We start from the raw sequence: 25,311 nt of genomic DNA, 5'->3' as shown, positions 1-25,311 counted from the left end.
CAGGCTGACACTCAGGGCCATGAAGACTCCTCGACTGGTCGAACTCATCGACGCCCACAAGCACACCTACGGCGTCAGTGAGGCCGAGCTGGCCCGCCGAATCGGGATCACCCGCCAGAATCTGCACCTGTGGCGCACCTTCGGACTGCGCGGCCTGCCGGCCCGAACGACTCTCGACGGCATGGCTACCGAACTGCATCTTCCGTATGTCCGGGTTCTCGAGGCGGCCTTGCGCGATGTCGGCTACCTCGACGCCACCGACGGATTATCAGACGTACTGGCATGACCGCCCCTGACCCCCTCGGCCCGGCGGCCACGATTGCGGCCCTGAGTTCCACCACCCACCCACTCGGAGACCTGACCACGTTACCCGCGGTATCCGGGCTATATGCGTAGTGGGCAGCCCCAGAGATACTGCCGCACCTGCCCGGCCCCGCCCATCCGCACCACGACGAACTGCGGTTGCTCTACATCGGGATCGCCTCGAACCTGCGACGCCGGATCATCAGCAACCACCTGCGGCGTAGCGGAAGCTCGGCCCTGCGTCGCACCCTCGCCGGCCTGCTACTCGCCGAGCACGGCTACCGCACTGAGCGCACCGACCGCGTCGTGCTGATCGCCCACGACGAGGCCAGGCTCACGGACTGGATGCACATCCACCTTCACCTGACCTGGTGCGAGCACCCCGACCCCGCTGCGGTCGAAGCAGCCGTCATTGCGCAATGGGCACCGCCGCTGAACCTCGAACATGCCACCGGCGCGATCCGCGACGTCGTAGCCGCCGCCCGCAATGCATTCAACAGCAGCGCCTGAAGCAGACCACCCTCCGCCATCCAGGCGTTCTGTAAAGCCGACGATGCCGAGTTGTAGATTGCGCGCCGCTTGAGCTTCCTACAGGCCCCTACACCGGGGTCGTCTTAGCCAGGCTTCGGAATTGTGACGGTGAAGCTTGCCCCTTGGCCGGGCCCGTCGCTGTGTGCTCGAATGTGCCCGGCGTGGGCTTCGACGAGTGCGCGAGTGATGGTCAGGCCGATACCGCTGCCGCCGCTGTGGCGGCCGCGTGAGGTGTCGGCTCGGTAGAAAGCGGCCGAAGAGGTGGCCGAGGTGGTGTGGGGCGATTCCTTCGCCGGAGTCCGACACGCTGATCTTGAACCTCCCTGGATCTGTCGGAGGGTTCCGATCGCCACCGGAGACCAGGACCTCACCTGCCTGACCACCATGAGACTCACCTGACAACCCCCCGCCGGGTCGCGGCCACCGGCCGGCAGGGAAGGAGGTGCGTCCCGCGTGGACCACAGCACCGCCAGTCAGAGGTAACGGCAGATTGTCTCGGCTTGGCAGGTCGCAGGGTCCACTGTGCGGCTGGCGGACTGGAGCTGGGCCACTGCCTGACGCAGCTGCAAAAGGTCGGCTATCTGCTGGTCGATCTCATCCAGTCGAGTCACCAGGAGTGTATCGACGTGAGCGCAAGGTGCCTGTCCGTCATCGCGAATCCGGAGGATCTCACCGATGCGGGCAAGCGATAGCCCCGCGCTCTGGCCCCGCCGGATGAAATCGAGCCGGGAGATCACGTGCTCAGGGTAGTCACGGTAACCGTTGAGGGTTCGTTGTGGAGGCGGGAGAAGGCCCACGGATTCGTAGAAGCGAAGGGTTTTCGGAGTGGTGCCCGCCGCGGCAGCCAGTTCGCCGATCCTCATTGAAATTACCGCTCCTTCAAGACCGCCTGGTTTGACCTTCCAGTGCACTGGAAGGTCCATCCTAATGAGCGAAGAAAGAGAGGGGCCATCTGATGGAACCGGGTTTCGAATTCGATTTGGCGGTGGTGGGCTCCGGCGGGGCAGCCATGGCGGCCGCTATCACCGCTCGACAGGCCGGCAGGACGGTGCTGGTGATCGAGCGCGGCACCATCGGCGGCACCTGCGTGAACATCGGGTGCGTCCCGTCCAAGACGCTGCTGGCCGCTGCCGGCACCCGCCAGGCCGCACTGACCAATCCCTTCCCCGGGGTCCCCACCCTCGCCCGGGACGTTGATCTGGGAGCGCTGGTCAAGCAGAAGGACCAGCTGATCACCCGACTGCGAGAGACCAAGTACACCGACGTCGCGAACGCCCATGGCTTCGAAATCCGCCGTGGGGAGGCTTCCTTCCTCGATCCCGACACTCTGGTGATGGATGGGGATCCGGTGGCGGCCGGTTCGGTGGTACTGGCCACCGGAGCAGAACCGGCACTACCGAAGGAGGTGACCGGGCTGGACGAGGTGGAGTATCTAACCTCGACCACCGCCATGGAATTAACTGAACTGCCCGACTCCATGATCGTCATCGGCGGTGGCTACGTCGGTATCGAACAGGCCCAACTCTTCGCCCATCTGGGCACCCGGGTGACCATCATCGGCAGGATCACCCCTGCTGCCGAGCCGGAGATGGTCGTCATCCTTCGCCAGGCCCTGGCCCAGGGCGGGATCACGGTGGTCGAAGAGCACGCCACCTCTGTCGACCGGCAGAACGCACACGTCACAGTCCGTACCGCTTCGGGCCGCAGCCACTGCGCAGAACGGCTACTGGTGGCCACCGGGCGTCGCCCGTCCACAGACCGCCTCAACCTGCCAGCCGCAGGAATCACCACCGACCCGGACGGATTCATCCTCGTCGACGAGCATCAGCGCACCACCAACCGACGCGTATTCGCCGCCGGTGACGCCACCTCGGCACCCCAGTTCGTCTACGTCGCTGCTGCCACCGGAAAAGCCGCCGCCGCCAATGCCCTTCGCACCGATCCGCAGGGCCCAGGCGAGGTCGTCGACTACACCGGACTGCCAGCGGTGATCTTCTCCCGCCCCCACCTGGCCACCGCCGGTCTCACCGAGGCCGCAGCCCGGGCCGCCGGGCACCGCTGCCAAACCCGGGTGATGAGCTTCGAAGACCTGCCTCGCGCCTTAGTCGACCAGGACACTCGCGGGGCGATCAAGATGGTCGCCGAAACAGAAACCGGAAGAATCCTCGGACTCAGCGCCATCGGAGACCACGCCGGAGAAATCATGCTCGCGGCGACCTACGCCATCACAGCCGGGATGACCACCCGCCAGATTTCCGACACCTGGGCCCCCTATTTGACGACCTCCGAAGCCTTGCGCCTGGTTGCACACGCCTTCCACACCGAACTGCCCACCTCCTGCTGCGCCTGAACACCGCCTCTAGGAGAGGTTTGGTTGTTCGCGATCGAGATTTCCTGCCGCCTCGGTTTCGAGTCGAGGGAAGATGACGTCATGCCGAAGGACGTCAATCCCGTTACTGAACCACCCCACCAAAGCAAACAAGGCGCCCTGGCGCGAACTGCTCTGGTCGTCTCTGTCGTGCTGCTGGCCGCGGCGGACCTCGGAGCTAAGACTTGGGCAGGCGGAGCACTGGCCGACGGCCATACGGTGGACCTGGGACTAATGCAGCTGCGCCTGGGCTTCAACTCCGGGGTGGCGTTCAGCCTCGGCGCTGGCCTCCCCGCCAGCGTCGTTCTCGCCATCACTGGAATCATCATCTGTGCGCTAGCGATCCTCGCCTGGCGGGCCACCCGCTCCGCAACGCGCACAGTACGACTGGCGCTGGCCCTGATCCTCGGCGGAGCTGTGGCCAACTTCATCGATCGCGCCACCGACGGGGTGGTGACTGACTACCTGCACACCGGTTGGTTCCCTACCTTCAACCTCGCCGATGTCTTCATCACCAGTGGCGCCGTGGTGCTGATCGTGGCCACCCTCACCGGCCGCGACAGGACCAACGTCATGGGAACGCCCGAAGCTGCGACCCGGCAAGCCAGGGGACCTCATGACAACTGAGGTGGCCGCAGCAGCGCAGCCAGTCGACTAAGTCGCGCTCGCCTCTAGTTCGGTCGTACCTGGTCCACCGGGTGCACCTCGGGCAGCACCGAGACTGAGACGACCGCAGCCTCGACCGCCGGCGCGGCGCCCCTTGTGGTGGAGGATGCGTGGGTCAAGTCCACCGACGTCAATGGGGGTACCGACCACGGCGAGGCCACTGGTGACCCCGGTCCTGCTGACCCGAATGCGCACGGTGACGGTGGCGCGATGGCACCGGTGTTTGAGATCGTGCGAAATCAATCCGATGAGGATGTCCGCTTGGTCGAGGTGGCCTCCGTGGTTTCCGGTGAGGCCGAGTTGCACGAGACCGTCTCGGGGACGGGTGGCTCGATGATGCGGGAGCGAGAGGGCGGCTTTGTCATCCCGGCAGGTGGAGAGCTTGTGTTCGAACCTGGCGGGAATCACATCATGCTGATGGGCGTGCACGAATCGATCCGCACAGGTCAGGAAGTCGCCGTGACCCTCACATTGGAGAACGGCGACAGCAGCGAGATCGTCGCCTCGGCACGGTCGTTCGAGGGGGGCAATGAGCAGTACCAGGGCGGGGAGTGACAGGCAATGGGTGACAGTAACCACCACTCGGCGTTGAATCGCAGATCCTTCCTGGTCGGCGGCGCGGCTCTCACCGGTGGGGCGGCCGTCGCCGGAGGAGCTGCGGGGTGGGGAGTTGGTGGGCGCACCGCCACCGCGCGGACCCCTGATCGCGACGCGGTGGCCAACTCCCGGGCCGTCGGCGCAGCCACCGAGCCTTTCCATGGTGACCGTCAGTCCGGCATCACCACGGCGCCGCAGGCGCATGCCGCGTATGTGGCATTCGATTTGCGAGACGGCGTTCGCCGCACCGATCTCATCGGCGTACTGCGAGCCTGGACGCAGGACGCGGCCCGGCTCACGCAGGGGCGCGGCGGTCTGGCCGACCTGCAACACGAGTTGGCTGAAGGACCGTCCCGGTTGACGGTGACTATCGGCTTCGGCCCGGAGCTGCTCGGCAAGGTCGGTCTTGGAGACCGGACCCCGGAGTGGTTGCAGCCGCTACCGGACTTCCCGCAGATCGACCGGCTCGAGGACCGGTGGTCCGGCGGCGATCTGCTGCTGCAGGTCTGTGCCGACGACCCGCTCACCGTCGCCCACTCGGCCCGGATTCTGTCCTCGGGTGTTCGCGATGCGGTCCTTCAGCGGTGGGCGCAGCGAGGGTTCCGTCGTGCCGTGGGCACCGACCCGTCCGGGCAGACACAACGCAACCTTTTCGGGCAGATTGACGGCACCGCCAATCCCGCGCCGGCCGATGCCGACTACGACCAGTTGCTCTACTCCGATGGCGCCGACCGGCGATGGATGCGGGGCGGTACCTCCCTGGTGTTGCGTCGTATCCGGATGACGATGGACACCTGGGAGGAGATCGAACGGAGCTCCCGTGAGCTCACGATCGGACGGAAACTCGACTCGGGCGCGCCATTGACCGGTGCCACTGAACACGATCCCGCGGACTTCGAGGCGATCGACCAGACCGGGTTGACCGTCATTCCCACCGAATCACACATCGCCCGGGCCCGGCCGAGGGTCCGGTCCGAGACGATTCTGCGACGACCGTACAACTATGACGATGTCCCGGATTCCGGCCAGATCAGCAACTCTGGTCTGTTGTTCGCTTCCTACCAGGCCGACCCGGTACGCCAGTTCGTGCCGATCCAGCAGCGACTGGCAGCGCAGGACATGCTCAACACCTGGACAGTTCCGATCGGCTCCGCCGTTTTCGCGATCCCACCGGGGTGCCACGAGGGCGGCTACGTCGGCGAGAGCGCACTGGAGGGATAGCCGCACGCAACGGCCGTGGATTACGGTCACCGCTCCGCTCGATTCGGGTCTGTCCGGCCGTCGTCTCGTGGGCAGGTCGCGCTCCGGTTGCCCCGCCTCACCGCTATCGCTACGGCTGGCCCGATTATCATCCAGTGATCACGTCAGGGCACGCACGAGTCGGAAAGCGGACAATCTGTTGAGTAAGAATCTGAAACTCTCGCTAGCGCTGATCACGGCTGCGCTGGTCGTCCTGGTTGTGGCCTTACTGGCTGCCGGGAACGATTCCGGCTCCGAGCAGGCAGGACCCGATGACAGTGCGGGCACCGGAGTGTTGGTGCGTGAGGACAGCCCCCGACTGTCTGAGGGCGGTGACGCCGTCTTCGTTGAGTTCCTCGATTTCGAATGCGAGGCCTGCATCGCGCTCTATCCGACGATTGAGGACCTCCGCGAGCAGTACGGGGACCGGGTGACGTTCGTGGTGCGCCACATGCCCCTGCACGACAACTCCATGGCGGCGGCCCTGGCCGCCGAGGCCGCCGCTGAGCAAGGCCAGTTCGAGGCCATGTACCGCAAACTGTTTGACACACCCGAGCAGTGGGGCCACCAACAAACCCCGCAAATGGACACGTTCTTCGGCTATGCCGAGGAACTGGGGTTAGATATGGATCGCTTCGAGCGCGCATACAACGACCCCGCCACCCTCAGTCGCATCGAACAGAGCAAGCAAGACGGCCAGCGCCTTGGGGTCACTGGCACGCCGACGTTCTTCCTGGACGGGGAACGCCTCGACCCGACCAGCGTCACCGATCTAGAGAACAGCATCAATGCTGCCCTCGAATAGCCCTGCCACCCCGGTCGCACTCTCCACCGACGTCGATCCGGATCAGGGCCCCCGCCGCAGACTCGCTGTTCTACTGATCGTTGGTGGGCTTATCGGCCTGGTCGCGGCGGTTGTGCTGCTGGTGGAGAAGATCGCGCTGCTCGAGAATCCGGACTACGTTCCGTCCTGCAGCATTAACCCGGTCCTGTCCTGCGGGTCGGTGATGACCACGGCGCAGGCCGAGGCTTTTGGCATCCCCAATCCGATCATCGGCATCGCCGGATTCGCGACCACGACAGCGCTCGGCGCCGCGCTCTTGGCCGGAGGGGTCTTCCAACGATGGTTCTGGGCCGGCATCCAGGTAGGCGTCACGTTCGCGGTGGTGTTCATCCACTGGCTCATCTATCAGAGCTTGTACAACATTGGTGCCCTCTGTCCGTACTGCATGATCGTCTGGGCAGTGACCATACCGATCTTCTGGTATTGCACCATTTACAATCTGCAGCCCCTGCGCCACAGCAAACCGGCGAGACTTGCGCGAATCCTCACCGCAGCCACCGAATACCGTGGCGCAGTCCTCACCGCCTGGTATCTGCTTGTGCTGCTACTCGTCACTCACCGCTTCTGGGATTACTGGATCACCCTCATCTAGACACGCTCACCGATGACCAAAGGGCTTTTTGAGGTGATTACCCGGCGCCAAGCGCACCGCAGCCCTGTAGTCCCTGCGTCGGCCGCCTTAAGCGATCAGGCGTCGAAACGGTCGCCTCGACGCCATTGGCGTCGATGCTCGGTAGCGAACCGGTCACCGTAGCGATCACGCATGGCCGCCGCCACGAGCCGATCCGAATCGACAACCTCGCTCGCCTGCCCCTCACCGGCGACCGTGTCCCCGGGCTGTGCGGCGCTGGCGTGCTCGGCAGTGCCGCGATGCTCCCCCTCGGGAGGGCTCTGAGAGGAATCGGCGACGTCGTCGTCGGTGTCCTCGTGGTCCAGACGACGTCGCTGGCGCAGCTCGCTCCACACGAAGTAGCCCAGGCCGACGGGAGCTAGGACACCGAAGGCCATCCACTGCAGCCCGTAGGACAAGTAGGGGCCCGACTCGACCGAAGGCACGGGCATTGGTTCCAGCGAACCTGGCTGCCCGCCGGGGAGTTGGAGGTAGTGGGCCGCGAGGTCTACGTCGACGATCTCGCCGATGGCCTGGGGATTGATGTTGCGCACCATGTTCCAATCGTGCAGAACGATGGCTTCGGCGGGCCCCTCCATCGGCATTCTGAGTCGGGCGGTGATGGTGATCTGCCCCGACGACACGGGAGGAAACTCCGGGACAGTATTGTCTTCGCCGACGCGGACCCATCCGCGATTGACGAGCAGGTTGTCGCCCGCATCGGTGCGGAAGACGCTAAGTGCCTGGTAAACCAGTTCTCCGTCGACGGACTGCATCCGCAACAGGACATCCTCTATGGGGAGATAACGTCCGCTCGTAGTTACCAGAAGCCATTCGGAGTCGCCGAGGTCCCCGTCGCGCCCGACCACGTCCTGCAGTGCACTGGGCGCTGCCACGGTGCTTTCGAAGAGTTGGGCATTGCGTTGCTGGAGCGCCTCGTACTTGTTCAGCTGCCACGGCGCAAGCGTCGTCAGGCACAAGTAGACGAATAGGCCGACGAACACAAGGCTGATCAACCATCCTGGCTTGATCATGCGGGAGATTCGCTTCACCTATCGAACAGTAATGGTGCCGACGGTGCGATCACCGCTGGGTCCCCCACGGCGTCGAGGAGTCGGCTACACGGTCCTGTCGGAGCACTCGAACCAACCGGGAAATCCGCACCTGACTTGCCACGATTCCTGCCGCCTCGCGGCACCAACCTCAGATCCGCAGTACCCCTAGGTACGCGGGTGTACCGGACGCATGAGACCGAGCTAGACCAGCACCCCGTGAGCCGCGAGCCACGGCACCGGATCGACCCACTGGCCTACAGCGTTCTGCACGCGGAAGTGCAGGTGGGGGCCGGTGGAGTCCCCACGGTTGCCGACGGTCCCGATCACTTCCCCGGCGTTGACCCGTTGGCCGACGCTGACGTAGTTCTGGTCGTTGTGGCCGTACTCCAGCAGCTCGCCGTCGTCGGTGCGGATGCGGATCCAGATGCCGTACCCGGCGGCGGGGCCTGCGGCTTCGACAACACCACTCTTGGCGGCGTAGAGCGGCGTGCCAATCGGCGCACCGAAATCAGTGCCGTTATGGAAGCTGCCCCAACGCGGGCCGAACCCCGAGGTGATCACGGCCTCCGTAGGGGCATGTGCGCCGCCGATCTGCGGACTCCCGGCGCTTTCTCCGAGGGAGCCGAGTCCGAGTCCGGCAGCGTACTGCCGGACCTCACTTGGGGCGAGGCCGAACTGCTCCCCGATCCTCTGGATCTCGGCGGGGCCGATGCCGAACTGCTCGGCAGCAGCCTGGATCGCCTCGACGACCGGGAGGTGTTCGATCGCGGCGGGCTGAGCGGCGGCAGCCGGGGCAAAAGCAAGACCAAGGCCGCCGGAGAGGGCGGCGCCAACCACGGCGCTACCAACGAACCGCGAGACGGTCGAATTGCCGGTGGCCACACGATGGCGACCACCGGCCAGAGTCGCATTGCGTACGCCCAAACGTTCGGTGAGCTCTGCGACGGTCACGGACCGGGTGGAGTCGGTCATAAGGGTGTCTCCCTCGTTCGTGGTTACTTCGATCCCGCGCCGTCCATCCGAAGCGGGTGACCGACCTTGCCGGCAACACGACCGAATATAACAACTCAATATCAATTCTGTCACCCTTGACGAAACCATTGTGACCTCCGCCAGCCCCGCCGCAGTGACCGGACTAGGAAATCTCCGGCGCCGCCTTGCCGCCCTCGCCGGCGAGAAGTGTTCTCCGCCTGGGACGCTGGACAATGACTGTCACGCCCGGCGCCGACCCGTCGTTCCCGCACTCCTGTGACGATCGCCATCTGAGCGCATCCACCTTGCTCCCCCAGGTGGTCACCAACTATCTTTGACCGTGGCCAGGTCACGAAACGATCACGGCTAGACGACGAGATAGGGAGACCGTGGCGAAGCGAGCAGGACCAAAGCACTCCTCTCGGACAAGCAGCCCCCGTCGGCGGCGCCGCGGAGCCCATCGTCGAGCGTCACCCGACAACCGCCGGAGCATCGCCGCGGTCGTGGCCTTGGCCGCGGGTGCCTCACTTGCCGCGGCGGCCCCCGCCGACGATCATCGAATCGCCCTTCTGTCCACGGACCAACCCCCGACCGGCAGCACTCCAGCCCCCCACACCGAGGACACCCCTGCCCAAACCCCCTCGGTTCCCCTCGTCCTTCCCTCCGACAACGCGGGTGGATCAGACCAGCCGGGGGCAGACTCCACAGCCGCGGGCTTCATTGACTCTTTGCAGAGCGGCACCGAGCTCAGTTACCAACGTGAGATTACCGAGGAGCTGGCCCGGCGCCCCAGTGTGGCCCTCCCGGCAACGGGCACCTCTACATCCTCTTTCGGCCCCCGGTGGGGCACGACCCACTCAGGTCTCGATGTTGCCAACACCATCGGCACGCCGCTGTTCGCCGCGACCGACGGAATCGTCATCGACTCCGGCCCGGCCTCCGGTTTCGGCATCTGGATCCGGATCATGTCGCCGGACGGCTTCATGACCGTCTACGGCCACAACGAGAGCAATACAGTGCAAGTCGGTGACACTGTCGTTGCTGGTCAGCAAATCGGTGTGATGGGCAACCGCGGCTTCTCCACCGGCCCGCATGTGCACTTCGAGGTATGGGCCGACGGCGGCTCACGGGCGATCGATCCCTCGGCATGGCTGGCAGAACGGGGCGTCATAGTCAACTCAGGGCCGAGCAGCAGCCCCCTCTGACGCCCGTACCCTGACAGCCCGGACGGCACACGCGGCTCCGGCCCCGTTTCACCCCGGTGCTACCGGGTTCAGCCGTGGCGAACAACCGAGAGGACAATGCCCACCGGCACGCTCACTGCCAGGATCACGATGGCCATCCGGTAGAGCACGAGGTACCACGTAAGCGCATGAACATGGCGCGCTGGAGCCAGGAACAACGCGAGTGATGCCAGCATCAGCACTCCGCCGCCGACAACCACGACCACGGACTCGGCCAGAGTTCCAACGAGGACTGCACTGTTGGCCAAGTTGTAGGCCAGGAGCTGGACCATACGCAGCCGACCGGACAGGACGTCGGCAGCGAGCAGTGCCTGCCCCGCGCCCAGCCCTACCTGGGCCACCCCCACAACCAGCACCAGGTAAGCCGCCACCCAGGAACCATCAGCAAATTCGGTAGGACCGGTGACCGCGGCCACCAGACCGCCCGCGATGATGGCGGTGAGGCCGACGAGCACAAATTCTCGCATCGCAACCCAGTGCGATCGAGTGAACTCGTGGGGTGCCAAACAACCGTCCTCGCCTTGAAGCATCTGCGGCCTTACTCCTGCCTGCCAGCATCGGGAAGCTCGCGGAGCAACTCGGTAGAGGTTTCAGCCTCGTCGTCGCGCTCGACTTGCTGTTCCCCACGTGGTGCATCACGCGTGTCGCTCTGGAACCACTGCCAGGCCAAGGCCAGCGTGACAATGACCAGCGGGATCTGCCCTAGCCCCCATGCGACTCCGCCTCCCACCTGCTGACTCGCTAGCAGATCCGGGATCCATGGCAATCCGATCTCCGAGTAACGGCTCTCGCCGAGCACGGTCTGGGAGCTCATCAGCGTGATGCCGAAGAGAGCGTGGAACGGCAGCGAGGCCAGCAGCACCACGAGTTTGTAGAGCGGCGAGAAGCGCCGCGGCGTGGCGTCGACACCGATGAAGACCCAGTAGAAGAGGTAGCCGCAGATCAGGAAGTACACGTTCATGAACATCCGGCCCATGTGCTCGGAAGCTAAATCTTGGTAGAAACCGCCGAAGTAGATGAGGTAGAAGCTAGCCACGAACTGCACCGCCGCCACGATCGGATGCGTGAGAAACCTCTGGAGTGGATTGTTGACAAACTCCACGATCCACTCGCGCGGCCCCGGCGCATCATCGCGGCCCGCCGCCGGGAGAGCACGCCATGCCAGGGTCAATGGCCCGCCAAGCACGAGTAAAACCGGTACGAGCATCGAGATTAGCGTGTGCCCGACCATATGGCTGGAAAAATCGGCCATCATGTACATCCCCATACCGGAGCTGGTGGCGAGGAACAGCAGCACACACCCGAGAACCCACGCTGCAGTCCGGGCCAGCGGCCAAGCATCGCCGCGACGGTGCAGCGTGATTAGCCCCCACACGTAAAGCCCGAGCAGGATCATCGAGGCCAGACCCAATATGAGGTCCAGGCGCCACAGCCCGAACACCGTGCCAAGGGAGAACGGGCCCGGCAGCTCGAAGCCCAGCAGCGACTCAAGCCGAGTGGGGATGTAGAGCGGCGCCGGCGGCGGGGTGCGGCCGAGGGAGACCGACAGACCCAACGTGCCAGCCATGACTATCGTCTCGACCAGGCCAATTCGCAGCAGCGTGCCCCGGTCGACCGGCGCGTTGTCGGATCTGGACTCAATGCGCGTAATGATGCGACGCCGTATGGCCAGCCCGAACACCGCCAGCAGAGCCAGGCACAACGCCTTGGCGACCATGAGCAGACCGTAGGTCGAGGTGAGCAGGTCCGCGGGGTGAAGACGAACTAGCGCGTTGATGATTCCGGACACCCCAAGCGCGATGATCGCAACCGTGGCCACCACCGAATAGCGTCTCAGCGCCAGTGCCACGCGGGTGCCGCCCCGCATCGCGTGGGCGAGCACCGCGACGAGCCCGCCGATATAAAACGCGGCGGCAAACAGGTGGATGATCAGCGAGTTGGTCGCAATGTCGTGGGCGGTGCCGCCCGAGGCGTGCCCCGTAGCCGCCACCGGTAACAGCGAAAGCACCGTGACACCCAGCCAGATCACCGACCAACGCCAGCTCAGGGTCAGCCGCTGCCCAACCCCGGCCACCAGCGCGATGACCGCGGCCCAGCGCCAGGAGGATGCCACGTCGATCTGGGTAATCGCCACCAACCACTGGTCCGGCGGCAGAGACTGCCAGAGCGTGCGCCCGGAGACGTCCGACAGGGTCAGCGGGATGAGCAGCGCCGCAGCCACCGCCCACGCGATGTTGACCCACGAGCAGATCCTCTGCGCGCGGTAGCCGTCCACGTCGAGGGTCTTGTCCTGCTGCGGCGGGGTGAAGAATGCCGCGAACAGCGCCATCCCCACCGCCACCGATGCCAGCAGCTCGGCGATCGCGCGGACCGCTGGCAGTCCGGCCGTGGTGAGCAGGCCCGGGTCCGGAACTCCGATCAGCTCCAGCGCCAGTTCGGTAGACATCCGCGACAGCGGGATCACTACCGCTGCCGCCACCACCGCGAGCAGCACCACGACCGGCACCACACTGCGGATACGCATCTGAGTGACGGTTGCGGGAGCCTTGGACGAGGATGTCTTCGACGACGGCGACATGGCCCCTATCGTAGGAAGCAGGTGCCCCTCGGAACGATTCGCGCCTGCTAAAGCACAGCCCCGGGAGCGACCAGAAGTTTCCCGACGACGCACATCCACGGTCGCCCGCCAAACACGCACCGCACCACGCGTCCGTCCGAGATGTGGTCTGTCCATTTCAGGCTTATCGCCTGTCTGTCAGGCATGTTGGACTGCGGGGGATTCCCGGGCTCGCACGGCGGCGGTCTCCAGTTGGATGGTGGCATGGTCGAAGGAGACGGGGAAATGCTCCTTGACGCAGGTGAGGATCTTTTCCAAGATTTGCGGAGCGTGACCGGATTCGAAGCACTGATCTTCGACCACCACGTGCGCGGAGATGACAGGCAGGCCAGTGCCGATCATGGATGCGTGCAAGTCATGCACGTCCCGAACATGATCCAACTCCAGAATGTGATCTCGAACCTCATCGAGATCGAGTCCGGTGGGCGCGTATTCCATCAGCACTCGAACCGTCTGCCGGAGAAGCGAGAACGCGCGGGGGATGATCAACGCGGCAATAAACAGTGCGGCGATGGTGTCGGCGCGCTGGAAGCCGGTGGTGTTGATGACGATCGCGGCGACGATCACCCCGACCGACCCCAGAGCGTCGTTGAGTACCTCCAGAAATGCCGCACGCATATTGAAGTTGGCTCCTCGCCTGGAGGCCAGCACCATCATGGCGGCGATATTGGCGACCAGGCCGATCATGCCGAACACCAGCAACTCCGTGCCAGGCACATCCGCCGGCTCAAATAGTCTGCGGACACCTTCGATCGCGGCATAGCTACCGACAACGATCAGCAGCACAGCCTGTCCCAGTGCTGCGATGACCTCGATCCTGGCGAACCCCCAGGTCCGCTTACTGTTGGGTGGACGCATCATCATCGTTGCGGCAATGACTGCAACCAATAGACCCGACGCATCTGCCAACGCATGGGCAGTATCGGTCAGCAACGCGAGACTGCCAGTGACCACGCTGCCCACCGCTTGCGCTAAAACGATGATCGCGGTGATGCTGAACGCGATCAGCAGCCGACGGCGCGTCCCGCGATCAGCTTGCTGCGACACATTTCCATGGTCGTGGCCATGATTCTTCCCCATCTCAATTCACTCCTGCCCGAGGTTCAGTTCGTGATGGTCCTGGTGATCACGCAGAGACGGCGACACCCCGGAGGCGCTCATCAGCGCGCCTGCGACCTCCACGAGCTCTGCTAATGGGCATCTCCGTTAGTTCGTCGGGGGTCATGCTGCGCGGAGGGTGCCGTCGTTGTTGAGGCGGTCGAGGTGGCGGTTGAGGTCGTCGCGGGTGTACTTCCAGCCGAACGGTTCGGCGCTTCGGTTGTAGCGATCCTGGAACGCGAGGATGCGTGCGGCGAGATCGTCGAGGTCTGCGAAGTCGCCGGTGGCGATGGCTTTGCGCTGCAGGATCGAGAAGTAGATTTCGACCTGGTTGAGCCACGAGGCGTGCACCGGAAGGTGCACCAGGACCGCGTTGGGAAACGCATGACGCATCCGGTCTTTCGAGGCCTGACCTGCGTGGGATGAGCCGTTGTCGACGACCCAGAACACTCGCTTCGCGGATGCGTATGGCTCTTGGGTCATCACCTGCTCGACCAGTTCGGTGAACGGGGCGATCCCTGTCTTGGGTGCGGTCATCCCCATCACGCGGGCCTGGTGGACGTCGTAGGCGGCGAAGTAGGCCAACGTCCCACCGCGGCGGTACTCGAACTCCACGCGCCGCGGCTGACCGGGCCCGGAGGGAGTCTCGGCGTGACGGCGTTTGAGGGCTTGGAGCTGTGATTTTTCGTCCGCACTGATGACGTACTCATCGTCGCCGAGAGCAACGCCGTTCCATCGGCGGTGGTACAGGTCCAGCACCCGGGCGGCCTTGGCGGCGAAGTCCGGGTCGCGGGGGAAGATCCACGATCGGTGCTGCCACGGCTTGATCGCATCTGCGGCCAGCCAGCGCCCGATCGTCGACGGCGCCACGGGGCGCACCAGCCCTGTGGCCACGGCGTGGGCTCTCAACTCGGCGGCCGACCATCGGGTCAGCGGCAGACCGTGGTCAGCCGGACGCGTACACGCCAGCGCTTTGACCTGGGCGACCTCGACGGGGGTGAACACTCGCGGTCGTCCCGAGCGGGGCCGATCTTTGAGCCCCTCAAGGCGCTCGAGACAGAAGCGATGCCGCCACTGGCGCACCGTGTCCTGACATACCCCGACCTCACGAGCGATCGCAGCGTTGGCGTCACCGTCGGCGGCGGCGAGGACGATCCGGGCTCGCAGTACGTCACGGTGAGCACAGCGGGCAGCGTGCGCGCGGCGGGTCAACGCGTCGCGTTCCTTGGCGGTGAGGACGACGATATCGGCGCTGGTGGGAGGCATATCCATTTCTGACCCATCCAGCGGCGCCCGCCGAGCCGCCACGCCGGAACACCCCGAAAGCCGAGGGCGAAAACTGGTGGAGGCGATGATGGAGATCATGGCCAAGATCCCCGAGTCGACCCAGACCTCATTGCGACAGAAGTTGCTGGCCCGCGCTGCCGAACGGTGGCCCCAGATCCAGGCCCTGCACACCCGTTACCGGGCCGGATTCGCCTACATCGATGCCACCTTGACCGACGGGGACGAAGTCAAGCTCTGCCGGCTGCGCTACGCCGGGTCAGCCAGCCAGTGGGGTTTTGCGATCTACCGCGCCAGCCACGACGACTACCAGCAAGCCGCCCTGCCAAACGGATGGCCCTCAGGCACTCCCGCAGAAGCCCTCGACACCGCCTGCGGCCTCTATCTCGGCGACCCCACCGCCTGGCTCACCGACCCCCGACGAACTAACGGAGATGCCCACTAATCGGGCCGGCTGAGCCAATGAGAACCAGGAGGAGCGTCCTTCGATGCGCGTCGTGACCAGCCCGCAGTCTCGCAGGCACGACAGGTGCTTGCTCACCGTCGACTGCGCCAGATGCATGTGATCGACCAGATCCCGAACCCGATGCTCACCACTGCCCAAATGCTCCAACAACGCCAGTCGAGTCGGCTCCGCTAAAGCATGGAACAACGCGGCATAGGCGCCTCGTCCCTCGAAGACCACCGAACTAGACCCACTCGCAACAATCGGCATATAGCGATATTAGCACCATATGACGATACGTTGGGTGGTCTGTTGCTGCCCCAGTCGGACCGCTCAGTTGATGTCTCGCGGCGCGGCGCAGGGCTACCCCGCCGGACCCCGAGGTTGTGGCCGATGTGTGCCGCCGCTTCCCGGAGATGCGGTGCGAGGCCCTTGACGTAACGTCAGCGCGGTAGTGGCGTCGGCGGGTACACCTGCTGACGTTCTTTTTGTTCGACAGCTCTTCTACTCGGGGGACGCCCGTGCTGCCTGGCCCGTGCGGCACGCAGACCGTTGAGTATGACGACGACTTCAGCGACTTCGTGGACCAGAACGACTGCCGCGAGCCCGAGAATTCCGGTGATCGCGAGCGGGAGCAGGACGATGATGATCGCCAAGGACAGAATGATGTTCTGAGAGATGACGCGACGGCCATGGCGGGCGTGGTCTATGGCCCGCGGAATCAGTCGCAGGTCGTCGCCGGTGAACGCGACATCGGCTGACTCGATCGCCGCGTCGGAGCCTGTGGCCCCCATAGCGATTCCGATGTCCGCAGAGGCCAGCGCGGGAGCGTCGTTGACACCATCGCCGATCATCGCCACCGGCCCGCGGCCACGGTCACGCAACTCGGCGACGGCGTGCGCTTTGTCCTGCGGACGCAGTTGGGAACGCACGTCGGTGATCCCTGCCTCGGTGGCCAGGGCCTCCGCGGTACGGGTGTTGTCACCGGTGAGCATCGTGACGCCCATGCCCTGCAAGGCCAGCGATGCCATGACCTCGCCGGCCTCCGGACGCAGCTCGTCGCGCACCCCAATGGCTCCGACCGGGTCGTTATCACGGTGGACGATCACCACCGTGATGCCGCGACTCTCCATCGCGTAAATGCGCTCTGAGAAAGGGCCCGGGTTGAGCCAGCGTGGGCTGCCGACGGCGGTGCGGACGCCATCAATGAGGCCGGCGATTCCAGCGCCAGCGGACTCGGTGACCTCCAATGCGGCGTATACCTCGGATGCTGTGGCGGTGATCGCCGCGGCCAGCGGATGGGTGCTGTGGATCTCGAGAGCGGCTGCCCAGCCGAGGACCTCACCCCGTGCACCATGTAGAGCAGGAAACCCGACAGTATCGGCGTCCTCTACGGTCGTCGCGAGCTGCTCCACGCCCACGAGGAGCCAGACCGCCCTCTCGCTGCCGCCGCGTCCAGTTCGTCTCTGCCGCGAAATACTTCGTGGCCTTGCGCAGGATGTCGCGCTTCTCGGCGAGCTTGTCGTTCTCCGCGACCAGAACCTGATCGCGGGCCCGGACCTGCTCGTTCTCGGCCTGCACCCTGGCGAGCTGCTCCTGCGGCGTCTGGGAGGGCTCCGTGCTCTCCTTGGCCCCGGACTGCGCCAGTGCGGCCCTCTTCCGCGCCAGGTGCACCCAGGTCTTCAACGACCCCCGAGCGACTCCCAGATCCGCGGCCAGCGGGCGGGCACGCAGATGGCGATCTTCGACCCCGTCACCGGCACCAAGACCAAGGTGTCAGTGTTCGTGGCCTCACTGCCGTACTCGGGGATGGTCTTCGCCTGCGGCTGCCTGGACGAGAAAATTCGGAACTGGCTCGATGCCCACCTACAGGTCTTCGAGTACTTCGGCGCCGCCCAGGTGGTCATCCCCGACAATGCCTCCACGGCGTCGAATCAGATCACCCGCGGTGACCGGGCCCGCGAGGTCAACAGTGAGTACCGAGACTTCCTCGAGTACCACCGACTGCCGCGGTGCCCACTCGGCCGGTGCGCCCGACGGACAAGGGAAACGTCGGGGCCGGGGTGGAAGTAGTGACGAACTGGGTGATCGGCCGTCTGGCCGACCGGCGCTTCGCCAGCCTGGACGACCTGAACGAAGCGATCGCCGTCGAGGTCGAGGCGATCAACTACCGGATCCCGTTCCGCGGCCAGAAGACCAGCCGCCGGGAGCTGTTCGCCGAGCACGAGAAACCGGAACTGATCGCCTTGCCCGAGGCCCGCTGGCAGCCGGTGATCTGGAAGAAGTCCAAGGCCAAACGGGACTACCACGTGGAGATCGCCACGGTGAAGTACTCGGTGCCCCACATCTTCGCCAGCCAGCACGTCGGTGTGAAGATCACCGGCCACACGCTGACGGTCATGTGCGACGGCGAGGTCATCGCCTCGCACACCGTCTCCGGGCGCCGGCACGGCTACATCACCGATCCCGAGCATGTACCCGCCCAGCACCTGCAGTCCGCGGACCTGTGGTCGCCGGCCTACTTCGTGCGCCAAGCCCACAAGATCGGCCCGAACACCGTCGCCGCGATCAGCGACCTCCTCGATCGTCAGCGCATCGAAGCCCAGGGCTACCGCTCGTGCCAGAACATCCTCGCCCTGGCACGGGGCGACAACAAGCAACTCCTCGAGCGCGCCTGCGGACAGCTGGTCTCCGAGATCTCACGCCGGGCGTCGCTGATCACTGGGACGCCGCGGTTAGCGGGCTTCGACGGTGCCCATCATGCCCTGGTCCTCGTGGTCGAGGATGTGGCAGTGGTAGACGGTCTTCCCGGGGAAGTCCTCGAAAGCGATGAGTACCTTCACCTCCCTGAAAGGCGGGACGTTCACGACGTCCTGCCATCTCGGTTCGGAGAGGTCGCGGTCCCCGTCCTTGATGACCTGCATCGGCCACACGTGCAAGTGGACGGGGTGGTCCATGGGACTAGAGTTGACCAGGGTCCATTCCTCCACCGTCCCGGCCGTCACCGGGGTGTCGACCCGGTCGGGGTTGAACTCCTGCCCGTTGATGGCGAAGGACATCATGGTGGCATCCTCCTCACCGCCCATCATGGCACCGTCACCTCCCATGCCACCGGCCATGCCCATGGCGAATTCCAGGGTACGTCGAGCGCTGATCGGCTCCCCCCGCAAATCTCGCAGAGCCGACCCTTCTCGCACAGGTGCCAGCCGTTGGGCGAGGTCCCCGGATACGGTCAGGTCGAGCAGCTCGATCGGCTCGTCGTTGCTGGGCTCGTTGTCGCCCCCCATCATGCCCTCGCCCATCATGGCGTCCATGCCGCCGCGGCTCACCGGTGCAGTCACCAGTGCTGAGGAGCCCTCGGTGGTCTCCACAAGAAGTTCGACGCGGTTGCCGGGGGCGAGCACCACTTCGGTGATCTCCTTGGGCACTGGTAGGCGGCCGAGGTCGCGGCTGAACATCCGGACCTGTTGGCCATCTAGCTGCAGCCGGAGGTACCGGGAGGAGCAGGCATTGACGATCCGCCACCGCTCTCGCTCCCCTGGCGCGGCGGTGATCTGCGGGCGGACCTGCCCGTTGACGAGGACCACCTCGCCTTCCCGGCCCATCATCTGCTGCATCTGGTTGACCTCAGCGAGGTTGCCGGAGGCGTCCAGGGTCAGGTCCGAGACCACCATGACCCGCTCCCGGGTGACCGAGACCGGTTCGCGGTCTTCCACAATGATGGCTCCGTAGAGTCCGGCGGCGACCTGGTCGGCCACATAGCCGTGGCGGTGCGGGTGGTACCAGTAGGTGCCCGGGGGGTGGTCGGCAGACAGGGAGATCTCGTAGTCGAACGACTCACCGGGGGCGATGCTCAGGAACGGGTTGTCGCCGTTGCCTTCCGGGGAGACGTGCAGTCCGTGCACGTGCAGGTTCGTCGGGACCTGAAGCTCGTTGGTCAATGCCACCCGGATCGTGTCGCCCGGGGCCACCCGCAGGGTCGGTCCAGGCAGAGATCCGTTGAAGGTTTGCACGGAGGCTTCTCGGCCGCCGACCCGGACCCGTGTCGGGGCGGCGGTCAACTCCAGTTCCAGCACGCGGTCACGGCTGGCCAGCACCTGCGGTTCGATCAGATCCTCGCCTTCGATGTATCCGGGGCCGCCGGTGGTGGTCCACCACAGCCCCGTCCCGCCCACGATGGTGGCACCGGCTGCGGCCGCGCCCAGTACCAGCAGTTGGCGGCGGGTCAGTTGGCTCACCGGCCGTCCCTTTCCAGAGCCCACAGCCGTTCGCGGTACTCCTCGGTGCTCATTTCACCGCGGGCGTAGCGCTCATCCAGGATCTCCCGCCCCCGGCTAGCTCCCGCGCCAATCCCAGGATTGGTGCCGGACCCGCCCGTGTTCGGGGACCTGCCGGAGAAGATCTTCACCAACACGACCACACCTACGATCACCCCCACGAGCACCAGCAACCCGAAGACGCACATCAGTCCCATACCGCCCATACCGTCACCGTTCATCATGAGCGTGCTCCTTGTCTCGCAGGCATCACCGAGCAGCCCTACCATAACGGTTGCACCGCTATGGACTTCACCGGATCACGTCACCTGTGATTTCGTGCCACGCCTGCAGGCACGTGCGTTCTACCGCAGGTGCGCCAGCGGGTCGCCGGGGGTGATACCGAGATGGATGTGATCGTGGTGAACGTCGTCGGAGAAAAAGCCGTTGCGCGGTCCGTTGAGGTCGACGGGTCCGCCGACCTCGGTCGCCCCCAACTCGGAGGCGCGCCGCATCAATCGGAGCACACGATCGTCGCCAGGCCGGGTGTCCACCACCGGCCGGCCGTCGATCTCACGGATGTCTACTGTGCTAGCGGCCATGCCAATCTCCCTGTAGGCGGACACGTACTTCCCTGCTGACGGTTGCATGGTGAGTGCTCATGTTGGAAGCCTTTCGTAGCAGCTGTGGCAGTTCTGCCACCCCGCAATGTACCCCCCAGGGTATATAAGTACAGCGGATGGAGGGTCTCCCTTTAGGATCCACTGCTCGGCCTTGGCGTCGATGCCATCGATGACCCGATGTTCGCCGACCTGGTCCCAGCGCGTACTTCTACGGAATGTAGAATTACACGGCGGAGTCGATGATCAATTGCGGTGAACCCCCTGTGAGGACGTGTGTGGATGGTGATGCGCAGGTCGACCACGCGGCCCGCCCAGGGGATCGATCCCTGGATGCTCGAGGCCGAGCGGACTGTGCAGCGGATTTCCACGCGCCCGGACCTCGGGCCCGCACCGAGATCCTCCCTCGTGGCGCTGGGGCTGTTGGCAGCCCTGCGGGCACTGGGCCTGGTGCTGGTGGCGGAGGCTGTCGCGCGAGGGATCGCGGGACTGGCGGTCGGCACCCTCTCGACCGGGTCGGTGCGGGCGATCCTGGTACTCGGTATGAGTGGTGTGCTGCTGCGGGCCGCTGCCGAATGGGCGACCGAGACGAGTGCACGCAGGGTCGCCATCGCCGTCAAGCAGAACCTGCGGGGTCGGCTGTGGCGCCACATGGTGCAAGCGCACGATCCCCGGGGCGGGACCGCGGTGCTCGCCACGGATGGCTTAGACGATCTGGACGAGTACTACCTGCAATCCGTGCCGGCCATAGTCGCGGCGATCGTGGTGCCCCCGCTACTGCTGGTACGCATCCTCGCCGCCGACTGGGTCAGTGCACTGGCGATTGTAGTGACGATCCCGCTGGTGCCACTGTTCATGGTCCTGATCGGCCGCCACACCGGTCAACGCACAGATGCGGCGTTGCGTGCTCTGGCCAGGCTGTCTGACCATCTGGCCGAACTGGCCCGCGGACTGCCAGTGCTGGTCGGGCTCGGCCGCGTCGAGGAGCAGACGGACTCGCTGGACACCATCCAGCGGATTTACGGGCGCCGCACGCAGGAGACGCTGAGGTGGGCGTTCCTGTCCGCCCTGGCACTTGAGCTCATCGCGACGATCTCTGTGGCGGTAGTAGCGGTCTTCTTGGGTCTCCGCTTGCTTGGCGGGTCGATGGACCTACAGCCCGCACTGCTCGCGCTGCTGCTCGCGCCAGAGTGCTTTACCGTGTTTCGCCGGGTCGGGGTGGCATTCCATGCGTCACAGGATGGCCTCGCGGCTCTGCACCGAGTGCGCGAACATCTCGAGGTAGCACCCGGGACTGACCTGCGAGAAGCCCACGGGGCCACGGTCCGCGTCGCAGGGCTCGAGGTTCGCTATTCCGGTCGCGGGGCCGCGGCATTGACTGGTCTCGACGCAGAGCTGAGCGGCATTGTCGCCGTGACCGGGGCCAGTGGAGCCGGTAAGTCCACGTTCCTCTCGGCGCTGGTCGGGGCGCTGCCGGTCGATGCGATAGTGCATGGTCGAGTCACTGGAATCGAGGCTGACCTCGTGGGGTGGTCACCCCAGTCGCCGCGAGTATTCGGTGCCACCCCACGGGCGGAACTCGCGTTGTATGGCGCGGATCCCGCGGCCGCTCTGGCCGAGGTCGGACTATCCCGGGTCGCCGAGTCGGCTGCCGCCGAACTCAGCCCGGGGGAACTCCGACGCCTGTCTGTGGCGCGCGCACTGGCCCGCGTGGACGCCGGCGCCCGCCTGCTGGTGCTCGACGAGCCGACTGCCCACCTTGACCACCATGCCGCTGAGCTGGTCAGGAACGCGATCGTGCGCCGGGCCGAGCGTGCCACGATCGTGCTGGCGAGCCACGAACCGATGACACTTGATCTCGCCACGAGCACTATTCGGATCTCTGGGCAGGCCGGCCGCGCAGACGATGACGCATCCGCGCTCACCGAGGCCGCTCGGGACGGTGATCTCGGCGCCTCCCCGGTCCCCGCTGTGGACGGGAATGCCGATCAGGGTCGTTACGGGCGGGGACCAGAACAGGGAGTCTGCGCGGGGGCGGACGAGCAGGTGTCGGACGAGACAGGCGGCGCCCAGCGTCTGTCACTCGGTGCGCTGATTGGTGCCCACGGCGGGCTCTGGGCGGGGGCGGTAGGACTCTCGGTGCTCGCCACCTCGCTGGGCTTGGCTCTCACGGCGCTTTCGGGATGGTTGATCGTCCGATCGAGCGTCGAGGAGTACATCATGTATCTCCTGGTGGCGATCGTCGGAGTTCGAGCGTTTGGGATCGGACGCTCGGTGGCCACATACGCTGAGCAGTTGCTCACCCACCACGCCGCCTTCCGGACCATCGACGATCTCCGACTGCGGCTCTGGCGGGCGATCGCAGCACGAGGTACCGGGTCCCGGCGGCTGCTCGAGGGTGGGGCGCCGCTGGACTACCTCGTGACCCAGGCCGATGAACTGCGGGATCAACTCCCCCGGGTCGTTACGCCCCTGATCTCCGGAGTGGCCGTACTGCTGGGGGCCACGCTCACCACCTGGTTGGTCACTCCTGAGTTCACCGTGCTGGTGGGGGCGGGCTTGGTCACGACCATGGCACTCGGAGCGGGCCTGGTGGCAACGGTCGAACGTGGGGGTGACGTAGCCAGGGTCGCGGGTCGGTCTCGTCTGGTGCGGGGATCGGCGTCATTGAGTGCAGCGGCTGCGGACCTGCGCGGTAACGGGGTGGCAGCGGCGGCGGTCGACCAACTCGACGAGATAAACCGGAAGCAGGCCGCCGCCGAACGGCGCGCGACCCGCGGCGCCGGGCTCGGAACGGCGGCGGTGACAGCAGGCACGGGCCTCCTAGCGGTGCTCGTGGCAGTGTCCGATCCGGCGGTGGACGCGGAACGAGCCAGTGTGATTGCTCTACTGTGCCTGGCGCTGGGTGAGTCTCTCGCCGCGTGGGTCTCGGCAGTGCACCGTGTGCCGTCCGTGCGATCACTGCTGCAGAGCCTCGGCTCCGTACTGGGCCCCTTCCCGCAGGCCACGTGGGGCGTTGGTGCGCCGAACGGGCCCGTGAATTCGGTGACGCTGGAGAAGGTTACTGCTCGGTATCCGCACACTGCGCGACCGGCCGTGGCGGGTGTGGATGCTGTTGCGCGCACGGGGTGCTGGTTGTTCCTCGACGGGCCGTCCGGATCGGGTAAGTCCACACTCCTGTCCGCCGTGATGGGGGCACTGCCCCTCAGTGGCGGCACGATCTGGGCCGAGACCTCTCCGATCACGACGTTCGCCGAAAAGGAATGGCGATCCCGTGTGGCCTGGTGCCCGCAGGACGCCTATGTCTTCGACTCCACCCTGCGCGGCAATCTCCTCCTATCCAGGCCGGCCGCGCAGGCCCCCGATGACGCCGCACTGCGGCGGGTTCTCGAGCGGGTCGGTTTGACCGTTCTGCTCGACGCGCTCCCGGACGGTCTGGACACCCGGGTCGGGGCCGGCGGTCGGGCCCTATCGGGAGGGGAGCGTCAACGATTGGCGGTGGCACGGGCACTGCTCACGCGCGCCGACGTTCTCCTGCTCGACGAGCCGACTGCGCACCTAGACGCGCCGACAGCCGACGCCATGATGGAAGATCTCCGTACCGCCGCCCACGACAAGGTGGTGATCCTGGTTTCACACCGCCACAACGACCGGCGGCCCGAGGACCAGGTGGTCCGACTCAGCTGAACGAGCCGGAGCGAGCCGTCAGATCCGCATCGTTCACTCATGGCCGGGGGCCGGGGCACCGAGACGGCGGAGTCGATCGCTCATGCGGCCGCCGCGGCAGGAGGCCTGGTGGCCGCAGCCGCGCTCGTTCCTGCTGCTCCCGCTGCGGTCGTCGTCGCCGACGCTGTCGGTCTCACCGCTACCGTCGGCGGCACCGACCCGCAGGATCGCGCGGGCCACCACTTCGTCGCGTACTTCGCGGCGAGCTTGGTCGTCGGCCAACATCTCCACCATCGCGGCGACCTCCGTCTCCGCGAGGACCGCGGTGGGAAGTCCCGGTAGTGCGGACCGCCAGGCCCGGAATGCCAGCTGCAGGATGTCGTGCCGCTGCTCCACGTGCGCGCGTTCGTGGGCGATCACGGCCTCGAGCTCGTCGGGATCCAGGTTGTCGAGAAGTCCCTGGGAGAGCACCGTGACGGAACCGGCGCCACGGGGGATGCAATATGCCACTGGTGCGGCCTCGTCGATCACGCGCGTTCGCGCGCGGGTCGGGTGGGGCGCTGTGAGTAGTTGGAGCAGCGTCAGATGTCGGCGCCGTTGCCGCGTGACCTGGACGACGGTCGCACCGAGGTGAGCGAGAAGGTAGCAGCCCAGCAGGATTGCGGGGACGACTGCGGCCAGGGGATGCTCCGGCGCGACCGCGCGGCCGATCAGCGCGAGTGCCCCGATCATCGAGACCCCGCCGGCCAGGCCGATGGCCTGCCAGAGAAGGAGCGCGCGGGCCGGGGCGTGCATCGGCCAGCGCGCGCGAGCCAACAGAACCGGCACCGGCCAGGCCAGGGCCAGGGCGACCCCGGCCAACAGGAGCCCCACGGCGCCGGTGGACATCGCCGACT

At 65.9% G+C, this 25,311-nt stretch carries 24 protein-coding genes and 3 pseudogenes; 13 read left to right on the top strand and 14 right to left on the bottom strand.

The window, feature by feature from the left end; all coding sequences use genetic code 11:
• Positions 1-19 precede the first annotated feature (19 nt).
• Positions 20-286: an XRE family transcriptional regulator gene (locus VYL96_RS00510; RefSeq protein WP_131886528.1), complete on the top strand. Its 267-nt coding sequence runs from the start codon at positions 20-22 to the stop codon at positions 284-286.
• A gap of 125 nt (positions 287-411) precedes the next feature.
• Positions 412-813, top strand: coding sequence for a GIY-YIG nuclease family protein (locus tag VYL96_RS00505; RefSeq protein WP_329440329.1), 402 nt, complete (start codon positions 412-414; stop codon positions 811-813).
• A 104-nt stretch (positions 814-917) separates the two neighbouring features.
• On the opposite strand, the pseudogene VYL96_RS00500 reads toward VYL96_RS00505, so the two are convergent.
• Both VYL96_RS00500 and VYL96_RS00495 read right to left on the bottom strand, forming a co-directional pair.
• Positions 918-1,161: pseudogene (locus VYL96_RS00500) on the bottom strand (sensor histidine kinase); the annotation flags it as partial.
• A gap of 146 nt (positions 1,162-1,307) precedes the next feature.
• A complete protein-coding gene (locus tag VYL96_RS00495; RefSeq protein ID WP_131886527.1) occupies positions 1,308-1,697 on the bottom strand; it encodes a heavy metal-responsive transcriptional regulator in 390 nt (129 codons plus the stop codon).
• A 92-nt stretch (positions 1,698-1,789) separates the two neighbouring features.
• On the opposite strand from VYL96_RS00495, the gene merA reads away from it, so the two are divergent.
• The 6 genes from merA to VYL96_RS00465 all read left to right on the top strand — a co-directional run bounded on the left by merA (position 1,790) and on the right by VYL96_RS00465 (position 7,140).
• Complete coding sequence (merA, locus tag VYL96_RS00490) at positions 1,790-3,184, top strand: mercury(II) reductase (protein ID WP_131886526.1); 1,395 nt, start codon at positions 1,790-1,792, stop codon at positions 3,182-3,184.
• A 24-nt stretch (positions 3,185-3,208) separates the two neighbouring features.
• Positions 3,209-3,829, top strand: coding sequence for a signal peptidase II (gene lspA / locus VYL96_RS00485; RefSeq protein ID WP_243699808.1), 621 nt, complete (start codon positions 3,209-3,211; stop codon positions 3,827-3,829).
• Positions 3,830-4,078: 249 nt separating this feature from the next.
• Entirely contained in the window at positions 4,079-4,423 is a 345-nt protein-coding gene (locus VYL96_RS00480) for a copper chaperone PCu(A)C (protein WP_329440327.1), read from the top strand.
• 6 nt (positions 4,424-4,429) lie between these two features.
• Positions 4,430-5,686: a Dyp-type peroxidase gene (locus tag VYL96_RS00475; RefSeq protein WP_131886524.1), complete on the top strand. Its 1,257-nt coding sequence runs from the start codon at positions 4,430-4,432 to the stop codon at positions 5,684-5,686.
• Between the two features lie 178 nt (positions 5,687-5,864).
• On the top strand, positions 5,865-6,509 hold the full coding sequence (locus tag VYL96_RS00470) for a DsbA family protein (protein WP_131886523.1): 645 nt from the start codon (positions 5,865-5,867) through the stop codon (positions 6,507-6,509).
• Positions 6,493-7,140 carry a vitamin K epoxide reductase family protein gene (locus VYL96_RS00465; RefSeq protein ID WP_131886522.1) on the top strand — a complete coding sequence of 216 codons (648 nt, stop codon included), beginning with the start codon at positions 6,493-6,495 and terminating at the stop codon, positions 7,138-7,140. Before VYL96_RS00470 ends, VYL96_RS00465 begins: the two co-directional genes overlap by 17 nt.
• A gap of 95 nt (positions 7,141-7,235) precedes the next feature.
• On the opposite strand, the gene VYL96_RS00460 is transcribed toward VYL96_RS00465, so the two are convergent.
• Both VYL96_RS00460 and VYL96_RS00455 read right to left on the bottom strand, forming a co-directional pair.
• Positions 7,236-8,210 carry an SURF1 family cytochrome oxidase biogenesis protein gene (locus VYL96_RS00460; RefSeq protein WP_131886521.1) on the bottom strand — a complete coding sequence of 325 codons (975 nt, stop codon included), beginning with the start codon at positions 8,208-8,210 and terminating at the stop codon, positions 7,236-7,238.
• Positions 8,211-8,414: 204 nt separating this feature from the next.
• Positions 8,415-9,185 carry a M23 family metallopeptidase gene (locus VYL96_RS00455; RefSeq protein WP_131886520.1) on the bottom strand — a complete coding sequence of 257 codons (771 nt, stop codon included), beginning with the start codon at positions 9,183-9,185 and terminating at the stop codon, positions 8,415-8,417.
• 728 nt (positions 9,186-9,913) lie between these two features.
• Between VYL96_RS00455 and VYL96_RS00450 the strand changes: the two genes are divergently transcribed.
• Entirely contained in the window at positions 9,914-10,390 is a 477-nt protein-coding gene (locus VYL96_RS00450) for a M23 family metallopeptidase (protein WP_243699807.1), read from the top strand.
• 68 nt (positions 10,391-10,458) lie between these two features.
• Here the strand turns inward: VYL96_RS00450 and VYL96_RS00445 are convergent, their stop codons facing one another.
• From VYL96_RS00445 to VYL96_RS00430, 4 genes are all read right to left on the bottom strand, one after another.
• On the bottom strand, positions 10,459-10,896 hold the full coding sequence (locus tag VYL96_RS00445) for a hypothetical protein (protein ID WP_131886543.1): 438 nt from the start codon (positions 10,894-10,896) through the stop codon (positions 10,459-10,461).
• A 71-nt stretch (positions 10,897-10,967) separates the two neighbouring features.
• Positions 10,968-12,953 (bottom strand): bifunctional copper resistance protein CopD/cytochrome c oxidase assembly protein, encoded by a 1,986-nt coding sequence (locus tag VYL96_RS00440; protein WP_243699806.1) that lies wholly within the window; start codon positions 12,951-12,953, stop codon positions 10,968-10,970.
• Positions 12,954-13,184: 231 nt separating this feature from the next.
• A complete protein-coding gene (locus VYL96_RS00435; RefSeq protein ID WP_131886517.1) occupies positions 13,185-14,126 on the bottom strand; it encodes a cation diffusion facilitator family transporter in 942 nt (313 codons plus the stop codon).
• A gap of 141 nt (positions 14,127-14,267) precedes the next feature.
• Positions 14,268-15,410, bottom strand: a complete 1,143-nt coding sequence (locus VYL96_RS00430) for an IS630 family transposase (RefSeq protein ID WP_329438422.1) — start codon at positions 15,408-15,410, stop codon at positions 14,268-14,270.
• Between the two features lie 85 nt (positions 15,411-15,495).
• On the opposite strand from VYL96_RS00430, the gene VYL96_RS00425 reads away from it, so the two are divergent.
• A complete protein-coding gene (locus tag VYL96_RS00425; protein WP_329437518.1) occupies positions 15,496-15,873 on the top strand; it encodes a hypothetical protein in 378 nt (125 codons plus the stop codon).
• On the opposite strand, the gene VYL96_RS00420 is transcribed toward VYL96_RS00425, so the two are convergent.
• Both VYL96_RS00420 and VYL96_RS00415 read right to left on the bottom strand, forming a co-directional pair.
• Positions 15,769-16,143 (bottom strand): ArsR/SmtB family transcription factor, encoded by a 375-nt coding sequence (locus VYL96_RS00420; protein ID WP_329438420.1) that lies wholly within the window; start codon positions 16,141-16,143, stop codon positions 15,769-15,771. The two genes, VYL96_RS00425 and VYL96_RS00420, sit on opposite strands and share 105 nt — an antisense overlap.
• Positions 16,144-16,316: 173 nt before the next feature.
• A pseudogene (locus VYL96_RS00415) lies at positions 16,317-17,270 on the bottom strand (heavy metal translocating P-type ATPase); the annotation flags it as partial.
• Between the two features lie 337 nt (positions 17,271-17,607).
• Here VYL96_RS00415 and VYL96_RS00410 point away from each other — a divergent pair.
• Positions 17,608-17,946, top strand: a complete 339-nt coding sequence (locus VYL96_RS00410) for a hypothetical protein (RefSeq protein WP_243699788.1) — start codon at positions 17,608-17,610, stop codon at positions 17,944-17,946.
• Positions 17,886-18,278 (top strand): annotated as a pseudogene (locus VYL96_RS17240) (Mu transposase domain-containing protein); the annotation flags it as partial. The gene VYL96_RS00410 and the pseudogene VYL96_RS17240, both read left to right, overlap by 61 nt.
• A gap of 330 nt (positions 18,279-18,608) precedes the next feature.
• On the opposite strand, the gene VYL96_RS00405 reads toward VYL96_RS17240, so the two are convergent.
• From VYL96_RS00405 to VYL96_RS00395, 3 genes are all read right to left on the bottom strand, one after another.
• A complete protein-coding gene (locus VYL96_RS00405; RefSeq protein ID WP_131886400.1) occupies positions 18,609-20,111 on the bottom strand; it encodes a multicopper oxidase family protein in 1,503 nt (500 codons plus the stop codon).
• Entirely contained in the window at positions 20,108-20,374 is a 267-nt protein-coding gene (locus VYL96_RS00400; RefSeq protein ID WP_131886399.1) for an SHOCT domain-containing protein, read from the bottom strand. Before VYL96_RS00400 ends, VYL96_RS00405 begins: the two co-directional genes overlap by 4 nt.
• 120 nt (positions 20,375-20,494) lie before the next feature.
• Positions 20,495-20,731: a hypothetical protein gene (locus VYL96_RS00395; RefSeq protein WP_243699787.1), complete on the bottom strand. Its 237-nt coding sequence runs from the start codon at positions 20,729-20,731 to the stop codon at positions 20,495-20,497.
• A gap of 351 nt (positions 20,732-21,082) precedes the next feature.
• On the opposite strand from VYL96_RS00395, the gene cydC reads away from it, so the two are divergent.
• On the top strand, positions 21,083-24,436 hold the full coding sequence (gene cydC, locus VYL96_RS00390) for a thiol reductant ABC exporter subunit CydC (RefSeq protein WP_329438416.1): 3,354 nt from the start codon (positions 21,083-21,085) through the stop codon (positions 24,434-24,436).
• Between the two features lie 33 nt (positions 24,437-24,469).
• On the opposite strand, the gene VYL96_RS00385 is transcribed toward cydC, so the two are convergent.
• Entirely contained in the window at positions 24,470-25,303 is an 834-nt protein-coding gene (locus tag VYL96_RS00385; protein ID WP_131886397.1) for a M56 family metallopeptidase, read from the bottom strand.
• Positions 25,304-25,311: the final 8 nt, after the last annotated feature.

The sequence above is a fragment of the Dietzia maris genome (genome assembly GCF_036287335.1).
Lineage (GTDB): Bacteria > Actinomycetota > Actinomycetes > Mycobacteriales > Mycobacteriaceae > Dietzia > Dietzia cinnamea.
This window is presented reverse-complemented; position numbering and strand designations above follow the sequence as displayed.

Coding starts and splice junctions, on each gene's coding strand:
- VYL96_RS00475 (WP_131886524.1), top strand. CDS start 4,430: ATGGGTGACAGTAACCACCACTCGGCGTTGAATCGCAGATCCTTCCTG.
- VYL96_RS00510 (WP_131886528.1), top strand. CDS start 20: ATGAAGACTCCTCGACTGGTCGAACTCATCGACGCCCACAAGCACACC.
- VYL96_RS00400 (WP_131886399.1), bottom strand. CDS start 20,374: ATGATGAACGGTGACGGTATGGGCGGTATGGGACTGATGTGCGTCTTC.
- VYL96_RS00395 (WP_243699787.1), bottom strand. CDS start 20,731: ATGGCCGCTAGCACAGTAGACATCCGTGAGATCGACGGCCGGCCGGTG.
- cydC (WP_329438416.1), top strand. CDS start 21,083: ATGCTCGAGGCCGAGCGGACTGTGCAGCGGATTTCCACGCGCCCGGAC.
- VYL96_RS00440 (WP_243699806.1), bottom strand. CDS start 12,953: ATGCGTATCCGCAGTGTGGTGCCGGTCGTGGTGCTGCTCGCGGTGGTG.
- VYL96_RS00495 (WP_131886527.1), bottom strand. CDS start 1,697: ATGAGGATCGGCGAACTGGCTGCCGCGGCGGGCACCACTCCGAAAACC.
- VYL96_RS00425 (WP_329437518.1), top strand. CDS start 15,496: ATGATGGAGATCATGGCCAAGATCCCCGAGTCGACCCAGACCTCATTG.
- VYL96_RS00385 (WP_131886397.1), bottom strand. CDS start 25,303: ATGTCCACCGGCGCCGTGGGGCTCCTGTTGGCCGGGGTCGCCCTGGCC.
- VYL96_RS00445 (WP_131886543.1), bottom strand. CDS start 10,896: ATGCGAGAATTTGTGCTCGTCGGCCTCACCGCCATCATCGCGGGCGGT.
- VYL96_RS00430 (WP_329438422.1), bottom strand. CDS start 15,410: ATGCCTCCCACCAGCGCCGATATCGTCGTCCTCACCGCCAAGGAACGC.
- VYL96_RS00480 (WP_329440327.1), top strand. CDS start 4,079: ATGGCACCGGTGTTTGAGATCGTGCGAAATCAATCCGATGAGGATGTC.
- VYL96_RS00455 (WP_131886520.1), bottom strand. CDS start 9,185: ATGACCGACTCCACCCGGTCCGTGACCGTCGCAGAGCTCACCGAACGT.
- VYL96_RS00420 (WP_329438420.1), bottom strand. CDS start 16,143: ATGCCGATTGTTGCGAGTGGGTCTAGTTCGGTGGTCTTCGAGGGACGA.
- VYL96_RS00410 (WP_243699788.1), top strand. CDS start 17,608: ATGGCGATCTTCGACCCCGTCACCGGCACCAAGACCAAGGTGTCAGTG.
- merA (WP_131886526.1), top strand. CDS start 1,790: ATGGAACCGGGTTTCGAATTCGATTTGGCGGTGGTGGGCTCCGGCGGG.
- VYL96_RS00435 (WP_131886517.1), bottom strand. CDS start 14,126: ATGGGGAAGAATCATGGCCACGACCATGGAAATGTGTCGCAGCAAGCT.
- VYL96_RS00465 (WP_131886522.1), top strand. CDS start 6,493: ATGCTGCCCTCGAATAGCCCTGCCACCCCGGTCGCACTCTCCACCGAC.